This window comes from Rhodanobacter sp. 7MK24, assembly GCF_014842995.1.
In the GTDB taxonomy this organism is placed as follows: domain Bacteria; phylum Pseudomonadota; class Gammaproteobacteria; order Xanthomonadales; family Rhodanobacteraceae; genus Rhodanobacter_A.
Genome location: NZ_JACYXL010000003.1, coordinates 454082 through 470369, shown reverse-complemented (window position 1 = coordinate 470369; position 16288 = coordinate 454082). Strand labels below are relative to the sequence as shown.

At 58.5% G+C, this 16288-nt stretch carries 15 protein-coding genes; 4 read left to right on the top strand and 11 right to left on the bottom strand.

Translation table 11 applies throughout. From position 1 onward, the window contains the following. The first annotated feature begins 157 nt into the window (after window positions 1-157). The gene (gene ldcA, locus IHE49_RS08645; protein WP_192156862.1) at window positions 158-1090 is read left to right on the top strand and encodes a muramoyltetrapeptide carboxypeptidase; all 933 of its coding nucleotides are present in this window, start codon (window positions 158-160) and stop codon (window positions 1088-1090) included. A gap of 54 nt (window positions 1091-1144) precedes the next feature. Here ldcA and coaE read toward each other — a convergent pair whose 3' ends face one another. The 4 genes from coaE to pilB all read right to left on the bottom strand — a co-directional run bounded on the left by coaE (window position 1145) and on the right by pilB (window position 5863). Beyond that, on the bottom strand, window positions 1145-1753 hold the full coding sequence (gene coaE, locus IHE49_RS08640; protein ID WP_192156860.1) for a dephospho-CoA kinase: 609 nt from the start codon (window positions 1751-1753) through the stop codon (window positions 1145-1147). Beyond that, entirely contained in the window at window positions 1750-2607 is an 858-nt protein-coding gene (locus tag IHE49_RS08635; RefSeq protein WP_192156858.1) for an A24 family peptidase, read from the bottom strand. Before IHE49_RS08635 ends, coaE begins: the two co-directional genes overlap by 4 nt. A gap of 114 nt (window positions 2608-2721) precedes the next feature. Continuing rightward, entirely contained in the window at window positions 2722-3993 is a 1272-nt protein-coding gene (locus tag IHE49_RS08630) for a type II secretion system F family protein (RefSeq protein ID WP_192156856.1), read from the bottom strand. A gap of 148 nt (window positions 3994-4141) precedes the next feature. Continuing rightward, window positions 4142-5863, bottom strand: a complete 1722-nt coding sequence (gene pilB / locus IHE49_RS08625) for a type IV-A pilus assembly ATPase PilB (RefSeq protein ID WP_192156854.1) — start codon at window positions 5861-5863, stop codon at window positions 4142-4144. A gap of 140 nt (window positions 5864-6003) precedes the next feature. Here pilB and IHE49_RS08620 point away from each other — a divergent pair, with 140 nt between their 5' ends. Beyond that, the gene (locus IHE49_RS08620; RefSeq protein ID WP_192156852.1) at window positions 6004-6879 is read left to right on the top strand and encodes a glycosyltransferase family 2 protein; all 876 of its coding nucleotides are present in this window, start codon (window positions 6004-6006) and stop codon (window positions 6877-6879) included. 147 nt (window positions 6880-7026) lie between these two features. Further along, window positions 7027-8151, top strand: a complete 1125-nt coding sequence (locus IHE49_RS08615) for a glycosyltransferase family 4 protein (protein WP_343227559.1) — start codon at window positions 7027-7029, stop codon at window positions 8149-8151. Window positions 8152-8192: 41 nt separating this feature from the next. Here IHE49_RS08615 and IHE49_RS08610 read toward each other — a convergent pair whose 3' ends face one another. Next, the gene (locus IHE49_RS08610) at window positions 8193-9131 is read right to left on the bottom strand and encodes a glycosyltransferase family A protein (protein WP_192156848.1); all 939 of its coding nucleotides are present in this window, start codon (window positions 9129-9131) and stop codon (window positions 8193-8195) included. Between the two features lie 120 nt (window positions 9132-9251). Here IHE49_RS08610 and IHE49_RS08605 point away from each other — a divergent pair, with 120 nt between their 5' ends. Continuing rightward, window positions 9252-10070, top strand: a complete 819-nt coding sequence (locus IHE49_RS08605) for a glycosyltransferase family 2 protein (RefSeq protein ID WP_192156846.1) — start codon at window positions 9252-9254, stop codon at window positions 10068-10070. Between the two features lie 2 nt (window positions 10071-10072). Here the strand turns inward: IHE49_RS08605 and IHE49_RS08600 are convergent, their stop codons facing one another. From IHE49_RS08600 to IHE49_RS08575, 6 genes are read right to left on the bottom strand one after another with little or no spacing between them, the layout of a single operon-like run. Continuing rightward, window positions 10073-11047: a GDP-mannose 4,6-dehydratase gene (locus tag IHE49_RS08600; RefSeq protein WP_192156844.1), complete on the bottom strand. Its 975-nt coding sequence runs from the start codon at window positions 11045-11047 to the stop codon at window positions 10073-10075. Between the two features lie 6 nt (window positions 11048-11053). Further along, entirely contained in the window at window positions 11054-12160 is a 1107-nt protein-coding gene (locus IHE49_RS08595; RefSeq protein WP_192156842.1) for a glycosyltransferase family 1 protein, read from the bottom strand. 7 nt (window positions 12161-12167) lie between these two features. After that, a complete protein-coding gene (locus tag IHE49_RS08590) occupies window positions 12168-13073 on the bottom strand; it encodes a glycosyltransferase family 2 protein (RefSeq protein WP_192156840.1) in 906 nt (301 codons plus the stop codon). A gap of 9 nt (window positions 13074-13082) precedes the next feature. Continuing rightward, the gene (locus IHE49_RS08585; protein WP_192156838.1) at window positions 13083-14603 is read right to left on the bottom strand and encodes an oligosaccharide flippase family protein; all 1521 of its coding nucleotides are present in this window, start codon (window positions 14601-14603) and stop codon (window positions 13083-13085) included. Beyond that, entirely contained in the window at window positions 14603-15370 is a 768-nt protein-coding gene (locus tag IHE49_RS08580; RefSeq protein WP_192156836.1) for a cephalosporin hydroxylase family protein, read from the bottom strand. The genes IHE49_RS08585 and IHE49_RS08580 overlap by 1 nt, the downstream gene beginning before the upstream one ends. A 5-nt stretch (window positions 15371-15375) precedes the next feature. Beyond that, entirely contained in the window at window positions 15376-16287 is a 912-nt protein-coding gene (locus IHE49_RS08575; RefSeq protein WP_192156834.1) for an NAD(P)-dependent oxidoreductase, read from the bottom strand. Window position 16288: the final 1 nt, after the last annotated feature.

Below are 16288 nucleotides of genomic sequence, written 5' to 3'. Positions count from 1 at the left end.
CGCGCGCGATAGTCCTGTGTTTGGTCGAAGCCACGAAACGCCGTCAAACGTACACGGGGCGCTCCTGCACGATTGCCTGCGGCGTGCCACGCGCACGCCATATCTTGCGCGCCGCCTGCCCGCATAATCCGGGAATCCCAGCTGATCGACCATGGCCATGCCCGCGACCCGCGTCCGATTGATTGCCCCTTCCGGTTATCCGCGCGACAGCGTCGCGGTGGCACGCGGCGTGGATCGCCTGCGCGAGGCCGGTTGCACGCTGGACGGTCTGGACGTGCTGGATCGCATCGAACAACGCTACGCCGGCAGCGATGCCGAGCGTGCCGCCGACATCAACGCGCTTGCCACGCTGGATGTCTTGCCCGACATCGCGCTGGCGATCCGCGGCGGATACGGCGCCACGCGCCTGCTGGAACACCTGCGCTACGGTGCGTTGCGCGAGCGCCTGGCGGGCGCCGGCACCGTGCTGGTGGGACACAGTGACTTCACCGCAATCCAGTTGGCGCTGCATGCCAGGTGCGGCCTGATCACCTTTGGCGGGCCCATGTTCGATCCCGATTTCGACGCCGACGTTCCGAGCGAACTGACCTTGCCGCATTTCTGGCGCACGATTCGTTCGACGCAGGGATGCGCCGAGTGGAACAGCAGTGCCGAGTGCGAACTGGAGGTCGAAGGCCCGTTATGGGGCGGCAACCTCGCCATGCTGTGCAGCTTGCTTGGCACGCCGTATTTCCCGCGCATCGACGGCGGCATCCTGTTCGTGGAGGACGTGGGCGAGCCGCCGTTCCGCATCGAACGGCTGTTGTACCAGTTGCATCTTTCCGGTGTGCTGGGGCGCCAGCGTGCCCTGTTGCTTGGCGACTTCACCGAATGCAGGCATGGCATTCACGACAACGGCTACGACCTGGCTGCAGGTCTGGCGCAGATCCGCCGCGTCATCGGCATCCCCGTGCTGGAAGGTCTGCCGTTCGGCCATGTGCCGGACAAGTTCACGCTGCCATTCGGCGTGCCGGCGCGATTGCGCGCGAATGGCGGCAAGGCGAGGCTGGAATTCTCGAGCTACCCGCATTTGGGTGGTAGCGTACCCTAGTGCGATGGCTCAGGCGTTTGATCGAAGCCACGAGACCTCTCGCACGAGTGGCTCCTACCGGGTCGCTGCGAGTGCAAGGTAGCGCTGGTGCAGTGCAGCCACAGCCGCGTCCAGCGCGACCTCGTCGCCACTGTTGTCGATCACATCGTGGGCAAGCGCCAACCGTTGCTCGCGGCTGGCCTGTTGCGCCAGCATGCGCCGGGCCAGAGCCTCGTCGATGCCGTCGCGGGAAACCAGCCGTGCCAGTTGCAATTCGACCGGCGCATCGACCAGCAGCACGCGATCGATCCAGCGGTAGTGGTCGAGGTTTTCGACCAGCAGCGGGATCGCCAGCAGGCAGTACGGCGCTGTATCTGCCAGCGCCCGTTCGCGCAGCCATTGGCGAACGCGCGGATGGACGATGGCTTCAAGCGTTTCCCGCGCCGCAGGATCGGCGAACACGCGGCGGCGCATGGCAGGGCGATCCAGTCGACCTTCGGCATCCAGTGCCGTGTCCCCGAAAGCAGCCACCACGGTAGCCAGGCCTTCGCTGCCTGGTGCGACTACTTCGCGCGCGGCCACGTCGGCATCGTGTACCGGCACGCCCAGCGCGATGAATCGCTGCGTTACCGCGCTCTTGCCCGCGGCGATGCCGCCGGTGAGCGCGATAACGTCACTGCTCATCGCAAGCCCGTGAGCTGTAGATAGGTGTACAGCAAGCTATCGCCGGCTACGAACCAGACCCAGCCTGCCATGGCGATGAAGGGGCCAAAGGGCATGGGCACGCCACTTTCGTGGCGGCGCAAAGCGATCAGGCTGCCGCCCACGATCGCGCCGATCAGCGAGGAGATCAGCACGATAGGCAGCAGCGCCATCGGTCCCATCCACGCGCCCAGTGCGGCCAGCAGTTTGAAGTCGCCGTGGCCCATGCCTTCCTTGCCGGTGAGCAGCTTGAACAGCCAGTACACGCTCCACAGGCTGAGGTAGCCGATGGCCGCGCCAACAATGGCGGCGGACGTGGCGATGAACATGGCCTTCAGCGCAAGCAGCAGACCCAGCCACAGCAGGGGCAGGGTAAGTTGGTCCGGCAGCAATTGGGTTCGGAAATCGATGCCCGAGAGCGCGATCAGCGTCCAGGTAAACGCCAGTCCGGCCAGTGCACCCCAGGTCGCGCCGAACTTCCATACCACGATGGCGCTCAGCAAGCCGCTCAAGAGCTCCACTAGGGGGTACTGGATCGAGATCTTCGCCTTGCAGTAACGGCAACGCCCGCGCAGCAACAGCCAACCGAACAACGGGATGTTATCTGCAGCTGATAGTGGATGTTTGCAGTGAGGGCAATGAGAACGCTCGTGCACGATGCCGGGTGGCAGTGCTTCGTCGATGGCCTTCAACTCCAGAACATCACGTGCTTCGCGCCGCCATTCGACTGCCATGCGCTCGGGTAGGCGCAGGATCACCACGTTAACGAAGCTCCCAACCAGCAGGCCGAGCACGCTGGCTAGGGCTATCCATATGGAAAGAGGCAAATCGAGCATGCGCGTTAGGTAAAGTGTATATGGCGTTCAGAGCTTACGGTGTCGGCTGCGATAGCGCAGCCCGCATGCGATTTGTGCTTCTAAGCATTAAGGCACACATCTACAGCGGGAAGATCAGAACGTGCCGGCCAACTTGAAGATGGGCAAATACAACGCGATCACCATGCCGCCCACGACCACACCAAGAATCACCATGATCATAGGTTCAAGCAGGGTGGAAAGGGTATCGACGGCGTTTTCGACTTCTTCTTCGTAGAACTCGGCGACCTTGAACAACATGCTGTCTAACGCGCCTGATTCTTCGCCGATTGCGGTCATCTGCACCACCATATTTGGGAAAAGACCGGTTTGCCTCATCGCCAGTTGTAGTTGATGGCCTACCGAAACGTCGTCGCGGATCTGCTTCACAGCATCGCCATAGACCACGCTGCCGGTGGCGCCCGAAACCGAGTCTAGTGCCTCCACCAGCGGCACGCCGGCGTGAAAAGTCACACCCAAAGTCCGGGCAAAGCGTGCGATGGCTGATTCGCGCATGATTTTGCCAAACACCGGTAATTTCAGTGTTACGCGATCCATGAAATGAGCGAACTTCACCGAACGACGCTTACCCTCCACCAAACCGACCACGCTGCCGATGATGATGAGCAGTACCAGCCACCACCAGCTTTTCATGAAATTCGATGCACTGATTACGATTTGAGTGGGCGCAGGCAGAGCGGCACCGGCGTCATGGAAGGTTTGTGCAAATACAGGCACGACAAACAGCAGCATGATCATACTGACCAAGAAAGCCACTGCGATCACCATAATCGGATAGAATAACGCCTTCTTTATCTTTTTCTTCAATGCTTCCGTACGTTCCTTATACGTAGCCACGGTATCCAGCACCGTGTCCAACACGCCAGAAGCTTCGCCGGCGCGAACTAGATTGCGATACAGCTCGTCGAACTGCACGGGGTAGCGCCCCAATGCCTCGTGCAGTGATTGGCCACCTTCCAGGCCCTGCTTCACATCCATCAATATGTTTTTGAAGCGGATGTTTTTCTGGCCGTCGGCAATGATGTCGAAGGATTGCACCAACGGCACGCCGGACTTCATCATGGTAGCGATCTGGCGGCTGAACACTGCTACATCACGCGGCTTCACCGTGCTACCAGCAGATCCGAATAGAGGCTTGGCGCGCTCTTTCACGCTTTGCGGGTTCATCCCCTGGCGCCGCAGCTCCGCCTTCACTAGCGAAGCGTTCTTCGCCGGCATCTCGCCCTTCATAAGCTTGCCGCGCTTGTCCAGAGCTACCCAATCATAGGTGGTGAGCTTGCTGATCACGGCACGCTCGGCGCCGAGTGCGCGCGTGTCCTTTTTTACGGTGACGGATACCGTAGCCATATATGTCCCCTCATGATGCGTTCCGACAGGCCGTTGAGCCACGGAGTCGTTCTGATACCGTAGCTTACGTCATTTTCCTGCTGTAAAACCGTGGCGGCTGCCGCAGCTTCGCTGCTTATATCTGTCTGGCTTTTATGGTGGGCCAAGGTCAATCTTTGGTTACGCGATCGATCTCGGTAAGGCTGGTAAGGCCCTGTTTTACCTTGAGCATGGCTGACGCACGCAGGTCGTTGATGCCAGCTGCCCTGGCGACTTCGGCGATCTGCAGCGCGTTGCCGCCCTGCAGCACGATCTTCTGGATCTCTTCCAGCATGGGCATCACCTGATAGATGCCGACGCGCCCCTTGTAGCCCTCGTTGCACTCGTTGCAGCCCACTGCCTCGTAGAGAGTGAACCCCTCATCGATCTCTTTCTGGGTGAAGCCGGCGGCCAACAGGGCTTGCGGCGGCAGGTGCTGCTCGCGCTTGCAGCTATGCAAACGGCGCGCCAGGCGCTGGGCAATGATCAGAGTGACCGAAGAGGTGATGTTATACGGCGCGATGCCCATGTTCATCAGGCGCGAGATGGTCTGCGCCGCGTCATTGGTGTGCAGGGTGGAGAGCACCATGTGGCCGGTCTGCGCGGCCTTGATCGCGATCTCGGCGGTCTCCAGGTCGCGGATTTCGCCTACCATGATCACGTCCGGATCCTGGCGCAGGAAGGAGCGCAGTGCGCTGGCGAAGGTCATGCCGCGCTTGGCGTTTTGTTGCACCTGGTTGATGCCTTCGACGCGGATTTCCACTGGGTCTTCGGCCGTGGAGATGTTGCGCTCTGCGGTGTTCAGCATATTCAGACCGGTGTAGAGCGACACCGTCTTGCCGGAGCCGGTAGGGCCGGTGACCAGCACCATGCCGTAGGGTTTGTGGATGGCATCAATAAAGAGCTTCTGCTGATCCGCTTCGTATCCCAGCTTCTCGATGCCAATTTTCGCCGCCGCACCGTCGAGGATACGCAACACGATCTTCTCGCCGAACAGCGTAGGCAGCGTACTGACGCGAAAGTCCACCGCGCGGTTCTTGCTGAGGTTGAGCTTGATGCGGCCATCCTGCGGTACACGCTTTTCGGCAATGTCGAGCTGCGCCATCACTTTCAAGCGAGAGCTGATGCGACTGGCCATCTTCAGCGGTGGGCTGGCCACGGCGCGCAGCATGCCGTCCATGCGCAGGCGCACGCGATATTGGGTTTCGAACGGTTCGAAATGGATGTCCGAAGCGCCGCGGCGGATTGCATCCACCAATATCTTGTTGACGAATTTCACGACTGGGGCGTCGTCGTTGGCATTGGCGTCGATGCCAGTCGAGCCCTCCTCGCCGTCGCCACCTTCGGTATCAAGGTCGCTGAAGTCCTCGCCGCCCATGTCTGGCATCACGTCGTGCATGCTGTTTAGCGCGATGTCGATGGCTCGATTGAGCTGGGCTCGTTCGACCAGAATCGGCTCCACCATGCAGCCGGAGTGGAACTTGATCTCCTCCAGCGCATTCAGTTGCATAGGATCGGCGATGCCCACGAACAGACGCTTGCCGCGCTGGAAGAGCGGTAGGGCTCGGTGTTTGGTCAACAACGCCTCGCTGATTAGATTGATCGGTAGTTGCGCGGGGTTCATTGTCGTCACATCCAGTACCGGCATACCGAACTCCTGCGACGCGAGCCGTAGAAGGCGCAGACCGTCAACTAGGTTCCGATCTAGTAGCCACGACGTCAGAGTGACCCGTTGTTGAGTGCTTTCCTGCACGGCGCGGCGCGCATCTGCCTCGGGCAACAATTCTTCGGTTACCAGGCGGCGAGCAAGCCCGGTCAGTCCCATGAGCGGTGTTTGCATTGTCGATGACATGAATGGAGCCCCTTTACCCTTTATCTGCGGCCGAATCTACCCCAGTCCGCCCTGTAGGTCACCCGTGCGATGCAACTCGGAGTGCAGTCGCGCCCTCTGCTTCACGTTATGATTCGCGGAGACTTCAGGGGGAATAGCCGTTGAGCCGACTCAGCATCATCCTGCCCGCCAAGAACGAAGCGCCTGCGCTGGCCGGGTTGCTGTCACGCTTGCGCCTAGTTCAACCCGATGCGGAGGTCATCGTGGTGGACGATGGCTCCACCGATGACACTCGGCGGGTCTGTACCGAAGCAGGCGTCACTTGTCTTTCTTCACCGTACTCGATGGGCAACGGAGCGGCCATCAAGCGCGGCGCGCGGGCGGCCCAAGGCGATGTACTAGTATTCATGGACGGCGACGGCCAGCACGACCCGGTCGACGTGGGTCGCCTGCTGTCCATGCTTGACGAAGGTTACGACATGGTGGTCGGGGCCCGTGACTGGGGCAGCCAGGCGGGTGTGGGGCGCGGTGTCGCCAATACCTTATACAACTGGCTGGCCACACGGATGACCGGACACCAGGTGGTCGACCTCACTTCCGGCTTTCGCGCCGTGCGTGCGGACAAGTTCCGCGAGTTCATCCACCTGCTGCCGAATGGTTTCAGTTATCCCACAACCAGCACCATGGCCTTCTTTCGTAGCGCCTATCCGGTGGTCTATGTGCCGATCAAAGCGGCGCAGCGCGTGGGTAAGAGCCACATCAGACCACTCAGGGATGGAGTGCGCTTCCTGATGATCATCTTCAAGATAGCAACGCTGTATTCGCCGTTGAAGTTGTTTGCTCCGGTGGCTGCCTGCTTTGCTATCGCAGGTCTCGGGTGGTATGGATGGACCTTCCGCATGGGAGGTCGCTTTACTAACATGAGCATGTTGATGCTGAGTGCGGCTGTGATCATTTTTCTTATTGGATTGGTTTCGGAGCAGATTACCAGCCTCACTTATTTGGCGGCGCGTGATTCCAATGCCCGGTCATCGTGATCACCTGATTATTTTCGCAAGCCACTGCGCGCCTCAATCACACTGTCGTGGCTCGGAAGTTGACGCGTGACACCCGGTGTCCGTCCCGCCGTACTGGTGCTGACTTCTACATACCCGCGGTGGAAAGACGACCATGAGCCCGGATTCGTGCATGAACTGGCGAGGCGGCTAGTTGATCGTTTCCGCGTGATCGTATTGTGCCCTCATGCGATTGGTGCGTTGCCGCACGAAATCCTGGACGGTGTCGAAGTTGTCCGTTATCGCTATGCACCGGAGAGCTGGGAAACTTTGGTCAATGACGGCGGCATCGTCAATAACTTGCGACTCAACCGCTGGAAATATCTGCTGGTGCCGGGATTCGTGCTGGCCCAGGTTTGGCATGCGTGGAGAATACTATGCAAGGAAAATATTGAAGCCATCCATGCCCATTGGTTGATTCCGCAAGGCTTGATTGCCGCGTTACTCCAATGCTTGCCTGGAGCCAGAGTCCCATTCGTAGCTACGGCACACGGAAGTGACCTGCAGGCCCTGCATGGTCTTGCCATGGATGCATTGCGCCGATTTGTCGCACGGAAGGCCTCGAGGATTACAGTCGTCAGCAATATGCTTCGGGATGCTCTAGGGAGCACGGATGTATCACCGTCGAAAATCCGCGTACTTCCAATGGGGGTCGATCTCGATGGCCGCTTTGTACCAGACGGAAATAGTCGCCGTTCTGCGAATGAGATCCTGTTTGTGGGGCGGTTGGTAGACAAGAAAGGCGTGGATCGGTTGCTGGATGCCATGCCAGAGGTGCTACGACGCGTGCCGGGTGCAAAACTGGTCGTCGCAGGCCACGGTCCGATGTTCACGGCACTGAAAGAGCAGAGTGAGAGGCTCGGTGTGTCCGGCAGGGTGGATTTCCTCGGTGCCATCGCCCAGCGCGAGCTCCCTGCCTTGTATCGAAGAGCCGCTCTGTTTGTTGCGCCTTTCGACAAGGGAGAGGGGCTTGGGCTTGTGCTCGTTGAGGCCATAGGCTGCGGCTGCCCAGTCCTGGCGGGGGATGCGCCTGCGGCGGTCGACATTTTCGGCGAGGCCTGGGCTGAACACGTGGTCGACCCCAGAGATGCAGGGGCGCTTTCGGCCCGTATAGTCGCCGCATTGGAGTCCCCCAAGATTGCGTGCGAACGAGCGGAACGGTTACGTGGAAGGGTGTCAGCGCGATTCGGTTGGGATGGGGTGGCCGAGGCTTACGGGGCCATCCTCAAGGAGTGCGTCGCGGGGGAGGCATAGGCGCCTATCGGACAGGCTCGCCGAAATTGTCATGAACTGTCTCATCGTCGCGAGCGATCGTTAGAGCTATCCTGCGAGACTGAGCGGGTCGCGCTCCCGTACATGAAGGCGAGAGCGCTGGCCGATGCCACGAAGAAGGCGGAAAGAGTAAACGGCAAGCGCTGCAGGTGAGGGTCGATACGTCGGGCGAAGGGAAGCGCTAAAGGGCCCAGGGTGCGTGCAGGAATGCGCAGCCAATGATGTGCTTCCGTATCGAGATTCCCGTAGCCCAATGCATGATAGGCATCCGGATGATCTTTGGCGAACAGCGGCGCCGAGTGGCGCGCAGCCTCCACCATCTTTCTTGCGACGCCCTCAAGGCAGAGTTTGTCCGTGTGTATGGCTGGTGCTTCTTTGCTCCATGCGATATCACCCACTCGGGCGAGTCGCAGCAGCAGATCGCGGTCCTCGAAACCGTATTGGCGGTAACGTGTATCGAACCCCCCCACATCGCGAAAAGCGTCGGCCAGCACGGCCATGTTCTGTGAGCTTCCCATCCACACCTGCCCTGCGGCATGAGCGGACGCCCTGCGACACGATGCACGTTGCTGATAACGATCCCAGAATCCATGGCCTATGCCGAATACGTGACCTGTGCTGGCCACGACGCCTTGGGTCATGGCGTCGATATGTCCCCAGAGACTGCGGGTGCTCCCCGGGAGGCAGTCGCAGTCCATGAAGACAACGATGCGACCACTGGCTTTGGTGAAGCCTTCGTTGCGGGCGGCGGCGCGTCCGGCGTTTTTGAGGAGCGTCAGAAGAGTGGTATTCGATGTGGTGTCGATAACGGACGATTTACCGTCGTCGGAGCCATCATCGACGATGATGATTTCCAGCCTGGTCTCCGATGGCAATGCCTGGGACTGGAGCGATGCAATGAGCGACGATGCGCGTTGCCAGTCGCGATAGACCGGAACGACAACGCTTACGACTTCCGTCATGACAAACGCCCTTGGTGCATCAACAGTTCGGGCAACGATACATGACGCCGTGACGCGCTCGTTATGTCTGCGCGACAAGTGAGCGAGGTATCGATTGTCGATGGCTGCTTGAGTAGTGCCATGAAGGTAATTCGAGGGGATCAAAAAGAAATGAGTGTATTGAATGCTCCGGATGTATCAATCGTTACCGCAACATACAACGCGAATGCATCCATCGGGAGATGCCTGCTCAGCGTGGCGGGGCAGGTCGGTGTGACATGCGAGCACATCGTGATAGATGGCGGCTCAACGGACGGGACGGTGGAAACGCTTCGTGAACACGCGTCGGATCTGGCGTATTGGTGCTCCGAGCCCGATGCCGGTATTGCCGACGCCATGAACAAGGGGGTGGGGCATGCTGCTGGCGAATGGGTGGCATTCATCCATGCGGATGACAATTTGGCGAGCCCAGATGTTCTCGCGCAGGCGTTGAGAAAAGTCCCAGCCGATGCCGACATAGCCGCGTTCCCGGTGCTTTTTGGAGAGGGCCGGAGACGTAGGCTATTGCGCCCCAGGCCGGTTGGTCCTCTAACCCACTTCAAAATGGGAATGTGCCATCAGGGAATGCTTGTGCGCCGCGAGCTGTTCTGCCGCTTGGGAGGGTTCGATACAAGCTTCAAGGTATGCATGGACTATGAACACCTTGCGAGGGCTGTGCTAGCCGGGGCGCATGTATTCACGGCGGATATGCCCGTGCTGAGCTGCATGAGCGATGGGGGCATCAGCAGCCGCATGGATTGGCCATCTCTTAGTACACGGTTTTCCGAGGAGAAGCGTGTCAATGAGAAATACGCGGATACGCCCCTGTTGCAGCGCGTTTTGAGCGTGTACTGGTGGCTATATCTTCCGTACCGTCGATTGCGAGCGTGGATCCGCGATCTTGGTCGACATCGGCGTTGAGCTCAGCGGGTAGTGCTTGCAGGTTTTCCAAGTTCTGCGTCCAGCATCATGCGAACGACATCCCTGGCAGCGTGCCTGGCGCGCCAGCCAAGTGCCGACTGGGCCTTTGCCGGATTCGCTCTGCTTTCGGCCAGATCGGCTGGGCGAAACAGGGTTTCGTCAACGACGACATGTTCATGCCAGTGCAGTCCCACGGCATCGAACGCCGCATCGACGAATTCTTCCAAGGTGCAGGTCTGGCCGGTAGCTATCACGAAGTCCTGTGCTTGATCCAATTGCATCATCATCCACATTGCCTCGACATACTCGGGAGCCCAGCCCCAGTCGCGGGATATGGAAAGGTTGCCGAGATGGAGCTTTTCGTTGCTTCCGGAAGCAATCCGCGCCGCGGTGGCGATGATTTTTCTGGTGACGAAGCGCTCGGGTCGCAGCGGCGATTCGTGATTGAACAAGATTCCGGTGCAGGCGTGCAGCCCATACGCTTCGCGATAGTTCGCCACCGACCAGAATGCGGCTGCCTTGGCGACCGCATAGGGGCTGCGCGGGCGAAATGGCGTGTTTTCATCGCAAGGCTGCTTGGCCGATGCCCCGAAGCACTCGCTCGAGCCTGCGCTGTAAAATTTTGTATTGGCCGCTGTGAAACGTATGGCTTCAAGAAGATTGAGAGTGGAGATGCCAATGCTTTCCATCGTCTGTAAAGGCTGCTCGAACGACATTGCCACGGAGCTTTGCCCTGCGAGGTTGTATATCTCGTCGGGCGCCACGTGTGACACGGCATGCAAGACGCTTCGAAAGTCCGTTGTGGCCATCGATACGAGGTTTACTTTGTCCTTGATGCCCAAGGCTCGCAGGTTGTCAAACGACTGCATTTGGGCGTCGCGCGAGCTGCCGTAGACCTCGTATCCTTTCGAAATAAGAAGCCGCGCCAAATAACTGCCGTCCTGGCCGCTCACACCGCATATAAGCGCGCTTTTCATACTATTTCAGCCTCGGATAAGTTGCTTGTAAATATCGAGAGTTTCGCTGGCGCACTTGTCCCAGGAGAACTGGGCAATTCGCTCGCGGCCGCGAGCGATCAGTGATGTCGATACGACCCGAGATGACACGACTCGTTCGATAGCAGAGCGAATATCATCCGGGTCGTTTGGGTCAAAAAGCTCCGCTGCCACACCGACGACCTCTGGAAGCGAACTGGTATTCGAGCATAGCACCGGGCAGTTGTGCGCCATTGCTTCAAGTGGCGGTATGCCAAAACCCTCGTACAAGGACGGGTAGATGAATGCCGCCGCCCCGCTATACAAGCGAGACAACAAGCTGTCGTCGCCTTCGACATGAACGACGTGTTCGATTGGCAGACGGTGAGAGCGCACGAGTTCTCGTTCCTCTCGCGTGAATTTTCCGCCGCCGAAACAAACCAAGGCGTAGGTCTTTGGAAGGTCGATCGATTGCGCGTACGCCGCCACCAAATTGGCGAAATTCTTGTAGCCGGATCGATTGCCGACGTAGAGCAAATATGGGGTGTCTTGCGGTAATCGATAAGGCCTGCTGTCCGTTGCGACGCTGGTCAAGGAGTGGCCGAGGTACACGACGGAAGTCATGTGCGGTGGGACGCCGAAGAAATGGATCAGATCACGACGGGTGTTTTCCGAAATGCAGATGATGTGGTCGGCTTTCTGAACCGCAGAGCGCTTCTGTGCGGAGGTTTTTCCGCCATCCGCGAACGATTCGGGGAGGCGCTCATGTATCATGTCAAAAACTGTAAGTACGCGTTTTGACCACGCCGGTGCGTAGCTTCCTTTTGCATAATACGTGCTATGGAAAATATTAATATTTCTTTGCGATTTTATTAGTGCGTGTCCGATAATGCTGTTTACTGTGTCGATGGCGAGAGTCGATCCTCGAAATTTCGGCAGTCGCATGCCTCGGGCTGCATGGTCGGATTCAAGGTAAGCATTGATGTGAAAAGGGGCGAATATCTTTGCACTGTTGCTCTCTCCAAGAGGCATTCGGCGTGCAATTTCAAGAAAATAGCGCGATATTCCGCCATACTTCTGGCGCGCGAAGATTCGGTGGTCATAAATGATTTTCATGCGCTCTTCAATTCGCATGATGGCTTGTTTTTCGCCAAAGCTTGTTTATTCTGCGTGTGAAGACCGCCAGCAAGATTCTCGCTTCATAGACGACCTGAGTTCTCGCGGCTCGGACATTCAGCCAAAAAAGTCGCCGAAAGAGCAGTCGTTTGTATTTTCGATCGCCCTTGTCGAGCAAGCCGTTCGCGAGGCGTGACAGATCCAGGAACGGCACAATCCAGTGGGCAAGACGGGAACGGTACCTCGAAAAAATGTAAAGCTGATTGCTTGCTCCGTCCCGGCCAAGCTGCACATGGCCAGACTCCAGGCGTCGGAATTTGCCGCGTTTGAGCAGATGGATGATCAGTGCCCAATCCGCGCCCAAGAAGTTTTTTGGTTGCGCCAGCCAGAACGACAGTGTGCTTCGACGGAACAACGAATAGAACCTGCCGTTAGCGTGCCAGTGGTCAAAAAAGCTGGCGATATTAGCATTTGGATCGTCGTCGTCCAACGTGCGATCTCCCATGGCTACGGGGTCGGGTTGCGATCCGGTGAATCGAGTTGGACAGGTTGCACCGATGTAGTCACTGTTGTGATCGAGAAAATCGACGCACAGTGCGAGGAAGTCGGGTGAGCGCACATCGTCGGCCGCCGCCCACATGAAATATTCGCATTCGGCAGCGCGCAGTACGTAGTCGAAATTGGCCTCGGCCCCGATGTTGCTCTCTTGCCGGATGTATATGATGCGTGAGTCATGCCTTGCCATGGCTTGGCAGATCTTCGGTGTGGCATCGGTCGATGCATTGTCCGAGATGATCAGCGTGAAATTGCCATAGGTCTGTTGCGCAACCGATTCGATGGCGTCGGCCAAGGTTTTTTCGCCATTGAAGACTGGCATGCCGATGGCTACGCGAGGTTGATTGGTACCGGACATGTGGGGCATTTACCGAGAGAGCCAGGGGGGCGCAATCTGCTTCCAGCCCGCATGCCATGCGCAGGCCACCGTTGCCGCCAGGAAGGCCGCGGCAGCGAGTGCCAGTTGTCCGGTCATGGTGGACAAGTGGGTAGACAATGCGAACAGTGGCAATATCACCAGGGTCGACAAAACAACGGGAAGAAGCACGCATTTCACGAACCACGGTTTTCGTGCTTTCTCCAGCAGGCCATTGAAAGCCAGTGGCGCCGAAAACAGGATGTAGCCCAGATTCAAGACAAGCCATGGGCCAGACGCACCTTCAAGTCCGTAGTGCCTTACTAACGCCACGGTAAGGAGTGGCAGCAATGCTGCGGCGATGATGTTCTGTGCCAAGGGCAGACTGGTCTTTCTGTACGCCAGCAGTAATGCATATGGCATATGCATGAAGGCGTTGCACATGGTGCCCAGGGAAATGGCTGCCAGGGGCAGCCAGGCGAGGTCGGCGATGAGCTGGTTTCCAGTCCAGGCGCGCAACAATACTTGCCCGAAGAAAGCGAGAACCATTGCCGCCGGAACCACCATCACCGCGAGCAGTGCGCTGGCTTGGAGATACGTTTGTCTGAGATCGGATTTCTCCCCTGGTACATCGGCCAGCTCGGCAATTCTGGGGTAATAGGCGTTGAAGACGGGCCCGGTGGCGCGCAGGGTCAACGTGCCAGCCGACCATGCGATCATGTAGTACCCGAAGTATTCCAACGAGAGCAAGCGGGACAGGATGACTTTGTCGAGTTGCGTCAGGACCAGCCCCAGGATGTTGATGATGCCTAGGCTTGCGGTGAACCGTCCCGTGCCGCGTATCGAACCCCATCTGAATCGTGCAGGCGGTCGCCCGAGCGATCTCCAGGTCATGATATGGAAACAGACGAGAGCCAACGCGCCCACCACGCATTGCCATGCAAAAAAAACGGTCATGCTGGGCGAGTACAGCCATAGCAGCAAGATTGCCCCGGTGCCTCGCAAGGAAGACACGATGGCGTTTGCTGCATTCAGGCTTACTTGGCGTTGCAGCCCCACCAGGCATCCGATATGAAACCCCAGCACGAACTGCAAGGCGATGGCGATGCTGGCTAGAGCCAGTCCGCGACGGGTATCGTCAAGCCTCGCTGCAGGCACATGCAGCCAATGGGTAGCTAGGATTGGTGCCAGTAGCATCAAGATGACGCCCAGCACGGATGCGGCAGCCAGGAACAGGGTCTCGATGGTGTGGAACATGTCGATCAGGTGCTGTCGTTCCGTGCCGTTGCTGCTTGGATAGGCAACTGCCTCCCGGGTGACGGTGGCGCCCAGTCCTCCGTCCATGATTGCCAGCAGCGCGCTCAGGGTCGCGTAGAATCCGACCAGGCCGTACCCTGCTGCCCCCAGAAAGTGGAGATAGAACGGCACGAAGAGCAGCGCCATCAATGCAGACCAGCCTTGCCCCAAGAGATTGGCGAGCAGGTTGCGATTGATATGGCGCACAGGGTCGACGTTCGCTGTATCGCTGGTCATCAGGGACGGCGGCGCAGATAGCCGCCTGGGGCTACCGTGATGAGGAGCTTGGCTTCCATATCCTCATCCACCTCAAAGTCGTGGTTGCGAGACAGGAATTCGTGCACTGCCGTCTTGGGGTTGTTGCCTACATCCCAAGGACGATCAGGGTACATGCCAGCTGGCAGGTCCTCGATTACGGTATCGAACACCACGCAATAGCTACCCGGGCTGACCAAGGGGGAGTATGCATTTAGTTCTGCGAGCACATGTTCGTGCGTGTGGTTCGAGTCGAGAATCACCAGGATCCGGTTATAAGCGGCTGCTCGCCTGAGAACCTCGTCCACTATCTCTGGCGCGATTGACGAACCCTCGATCATATCGATGCGATGTGCCATCGGATGAGCCTCAATGGCTGTCCGGTTGTGGGCACGGATGTCGATGTCAATGCCAATTACCCGGCGGCGCGGCTTCCTTAGATCCAGTGCCTGGTCAGCCTCGACTGCGTCGCAGTAGTCCAATAAAGCAAGCATCGATGCGCTCAGAATCAGCGAGCCGCCGTGCGCGATACCGGTTTCTATGACGAGGTCGGGCCTGACCCTCCAGATCAGTTCCTGGAGAGCAACCATGTCCTGTGGGTACTGGATGATCGGGCGGCCCAGCATTGAGAAGTTGTACGAGTACTTTGGTTGCGTCGAGGCAACCATGAATTCGTGGGATGTGGCCTGGAGGACCTTGTCTTTCCTGTTCGCTTGAAGGCGTCCTTCAATTTCGAGAGCGAATTCCATTGAAATTATCCTGGGTTCGTTGATGGGGTGACCGGTGCCGGGGCAGGACGGTCCGGCGTGTCTTTATTTGGCTGAGCCGTGCTGTCGACGATAGCATCCAGCTTCTCGCGACTGCCCCAAAAGGCCATCGGCTCGTACGCTGAATAGGGTACCTTTCCTAGGTTCATTGCGATCTTCCCGCCAGACGCCTCTATCCAGGATTGCACCAGTTCGCGGACGGCAATCGGCCTTCCGCTGCAGACGTTGAAGATCCCGTTCAATTTCTCGTGCTGTGCAACCTCGACAATGATGCGTGCTGCTTCGTGGACTGGGAGAAAGTCACGCAGCTGTTCGCCGCCGCTCATGTCGAATGCCTTTGCATTGCGATCGATCGCAGCATGTAGCATGCGGTAAAGCGATTTCTCGGATTGCCCTTTGCCATACAGGTAGAACAGCCGCAGCCATGCCAAGTCCAGGCCGTGTTGCGTATGCAGGTCGAACAGCGCCTTGCGCAGCCTGTCCTTTGCTAGGCCATACTGCGTACACGGTCGCGTCGGGGTGTCTTCTATGAGGCCACCTGAGGCAAGCCCGTATTCGTAGCAGGTTCCAGTCACCACTAGTCTTTTCAGCCCGTGCCTGACGCACGAAGTAAGGAACGCCAGTTGTGTGGGCAGCTCGATCTCGACGTGACGACTGGCCTGATAATTCGGCAGTCCGCTCCATGCGAGGTGAATCAGAACATCTGGCGAACCCATGGCCTTGTACGGGTTGGCTGGCGCATTCGCGATATCCAACGCTACCCACCTGAAAGTCTCGGACTTTATGGCGCGCGGAGGAGCAGAGCGAGTAAGCGCAACAATATCGACGTCGCGCGCCTGCAACTCCCGGAGTACATACCGACCAATGAAGCCAGTGGCCCCGGATACGGCGATTCGCATG